Genomic DNA, 3,318 nt, shown 5'->3' with positions numbered 1-3,318 from the left:
AGGAGACGAAGAGGCTAACAAGCTGTTGACGAGGAAATACCGTTCGCCTTACGCGCTTCCGCAGGTGCTGAGTATCCTGACTTAAACACAAGTTTATTCTTTGATGTTAAAGGTAAGACCTACTTTGTTGAGCGTTGCAAAAAACAAGTTCGCTTAGCCTGTAATAACGAAGTCCTTGCTGTCGGCACTACCCCTGTCAATGCTGCTATCCTGCGTTTGTTCGGTTATAACAGCAAAGTTTACAATGTTGCTAACTATGTTCGTCAGTCCCATGTCCAAGCCTTGACTCATGTCTTACGCGCTGACGACAGACGACAAGTCTTAGAAAACACGATTGGCTTAACCGTCATCGACAAAGTTGTCAAAGAGTTGACTGATGCCGTTAAAGGGTTTGAGGGCGAGATTAAGGGCTTAGAAGCAGCCTTGTCAGTTGAATTAGCAGAGCCTATTCCGCCCGAAGGTTATTACGAAGACCGTACCGAAGACTTAGGTAACTGTCTCGCTGCTTACCGCCGCTACAACCAACTTATTGGCCAAATTCAGCAGGTAACTGAGCCGATTAAGCCTGATGCGGCTGAGGTGTCTGTCGAAGACATCAAAAAACTCAACAGCGAGATTGAGGACTTACGGCAAAAGCAACAGTCTTGGGAAAGCCTAAGCCAAGAGGTAAAGAGACTAGAAAGACGAGTCGCTGAGAAACCTAATGTCGGCCCTTATGTTGATTTAATTGACTTAGACTTAGAAGGTATTGAATCTGAGGCGGAGTATTACGAAGGGATTTTAGCTAAGGCTGATACACTTAACCGAGAATGGGCTTCAATGGTGTTGCCAAAGTTAAGTGAAGACGAAATAAAAATGGCAGCGACTGAGTGGGAGATTTACAAACGCTGGCTTGAATATCAGAAGCTATTAAAGTCAGAAAAAGTTGACTGTCCTAATTGTGGAACACACTTTTGTGTTAGCCATAAAGAGTTAAGTCAGTTTGAGGAGTTTACACCTGAGACAGTTATCGAAAAACCTGCTATTTCAGAAAAAACCCTTTGGGCAGAATCAGTGTTGTGGGCAGATAACGTCCCTAAGCAACGGCGAATCCTTGACGAACTCAATGCTTACGCTCCTGCTGTTGAAAGAGCTAAGAATTTCTTCCAACAGTTTCCGCGTAAGTCTCACGAGTACGCGAAAGCTAAATTAGTTATTCAGCTTTATCAGGATTGGGTTGCTGAGGACTATGAGGCTAAGCTGAAAGAGGCTGAAGCAGTTTTAGCTGCCGCTAAAGACTTCTCTAAAGAGATTGAAAAGCTTGAGTATCAAAGAACGGTTGCAATGCAAAACCAATTAAAGTGGGCTACTTACAAAGAACGCTTGGCCAATTACTCTAAAACTGTTGCGAACAACAATGATGTTCGTGTGCAATTAGACGCTTTAGGCAACGCCGAAGCTAATTACAAGGCTTACACCTTGTTTGATAAGTCCTGCGATGCTTATGAGAAAGAATTAGCTTCTTATAAGAATCAGTTAGCTCAACGAGAAAGCCTAAGCGTAAAGCTTAAAGAGTTGACCGACAAAGTTGCCGACCACAAACTAGGTGTTAATGGTTTAAAAGAGGCCAAGAAGGAGATTAAGAACTACTTGTTGCCCTCGCTAAATCTAGCGGCATCAGCATTGGTACAGGTGATGTCAAATAACGCGATTGAAGCTGTTCAAATGTTAGATGACTTTAGCATTAAAGCGAAGAAAGGTAATCGCCTACGCGCTGTTGAAACCTTTAGCGGTAGTGAGTGTAGTTTAATCAATTTAGCTCTCCGCATTGCTTTAGGCCAAGTCTTAACCCATTCAGTCTTTAGCGTCTTAATCGGTGACGAGATTGACGCTTCGATGGATAAGGACAGAACAGCAGCCGTGTGGGAGGCATTGTCAAGGCTGTCGGAGTCGGGCAAGGTGAAGCAAATTATTCTTGTGTCGCATGAGCAAGAGCCGATTAATATTAGAGGGTTAAATTATGCTAACTTTACTTAAATAACACTCCTTTACACAACCTAAACAAAACCTAAAAAAGCTTTACAGGAGATAGTGATACAATCTGTAAAGCTTTTTTTATTGGAGATAATAAACGTGTTAAACCTAAACACCGCTAAGCAGTTAACTAAAGAAGAAATTGCTAAATTTCTAAGTCACTTGAATAATAACTCAGGTTTGTGGTCGGCTCTAGCCAGTATTGGCATTAACAATATCGCTCCCATTCATCGGGCTATGCGCGATGGTGTTATCAGCCGTGATTTTTTAGGCGAATACGGTTGGGTTCCCTACATCATCGGCATTGCCGTCCGCAATGAAAATGGCCTTACTACTCTTGCTCGTGCAGAGCAATTAGAAATGATTGATATTAAGACAAACGACATGAAGAACGATGATATTCGTTTCATGTATTTGTCAAAAGTAACAGGTGATTATGTGATTTACTACTCTATCCCTGTTTCTCGTGTTGTTGTTCGTAACCGTCTTTAACCCCCTGATGGAATCAAAAATATGTCAAACTTAAATACTCAAGTTCTCGTTCACGATTTTCACAAAGCCTTTGACCACCCTACTTTCGATGACGCTATTATCAAAGAAGGTGTTAAAGGTCAGCGTTGCGTTTTCGCATTACAACCTAACGTTGAAAACCTTGCTAATAAAGAAATCGCCGCCCTGCGTTGTCGTTTACTAAGTGAAGAAATTGCCGAAGGCGTTCACGCTTCAGGTGATTTTGTCCCAACAGGTCTTGCTGAGTTTAGCTCTTTCGTTGAAGTTGTCGATGCTATTGGCGACATCCTTTACATCGCTCTCGGCACAGGCTGCGTTTACGGCTTAGCCTTAGATACCCCCTCGTTTGATTACGCTGAGGAAGTCTATCAAATTCAAGGTGAGAACCATCGGGGTTTAGTAGATGTTTATAAAGGGTTTAGCGAAATTGAAAAGGTTTTAGTTGAGTTAGAGCAAGACCTACACTTTGCCTGTCAAGATCCGTCAAAGGCTTTGCTATTTGCATCGCCAATTAGTAAGAAATTACAGAAGATAGTTGATCTTTGCTATGCCCATGCTGTGGTTTACAACTATGACTTAAATGCTGTTTTTGTCGAAATCCATAACAGTAACATGAGCAAGCTCGGTGCTGACGGCAAGCCTATTTACCGTGAAGACGGTAAGATTTTGAAAGGTGAAAACTACTTTAAGCCTAACATTGCTAAGGTGTTAAAATCTGGAGACGTAAAATGAGTAAATCGGTTATTCATAAGTTTGTATTAGAGCTTAATTCTCGCCAATCAGTGCCTATGCCTG

The 3,318-nt window shown here is 42.0% G+C and carries 3 protein-coding genes; all 3 read left to right on the top strand.

The window, feature by feature from the left end; all coding sequences use genetic code 11:
- Positions 1-282: 282 nt before the first annotated feature.
- The 3 genes from Q0212_RS09700 to Q0212_RS09690 all read left to right on the top strand — a co-directional run bounded on the left by Q0212_RS09700 (position 283) and on the right by Q0212_RS09690 (position 3,255).
- Positions 283-2,016, top strand: coding sequence for a hypothetical protein (locus Q0212_RS09700; protein WP_297924872.1), 1,734 nt, complete (start codon positions 283-285; stop codon positions 2,014-2,016).
- A gap of 96 nt (positions 2,017-2,112) precedes the next feature.
- Positions 2,113-2,505 (top strand): hypothetical protein, encoded by a 393-nt coding sequence (locus Q0212_RS09695; RefSeq protein WP_297924871.1) that lies wholly within the window; start codon positions 2,113-2,115, stop codon positions 2,503-2,505.
- A 21-nt stretch (positions 2,506-2,526) separates the two neighbouring features.
- Positions 2,527-3,255, top strand: a complete 729-nt coding sequence (locus tag Q0212_RS09690; RefSeq protein WP_297924870.1) for a hypothetical protein — start codon at positions 2,527-2,529, stop codon at positions 3,253-3,255.
- Positions 3,256-3,318: the final 63 nt, after the last annotated feature.

The organism is uncultured Agitococcus sp. (assembly GCF_937920075.1).
Taxonomy (GTDB): Bacteria; Pseudomonadota; Gammaproteobacteria; order Pseudomonadales; family Moraxellaceae; genus Agitococcus.
The sequence above is the reverse complement of the archived record's forward strand: the minus strand, read 5'-3'. Positions and strand labels throughout refer to the sequence as shown.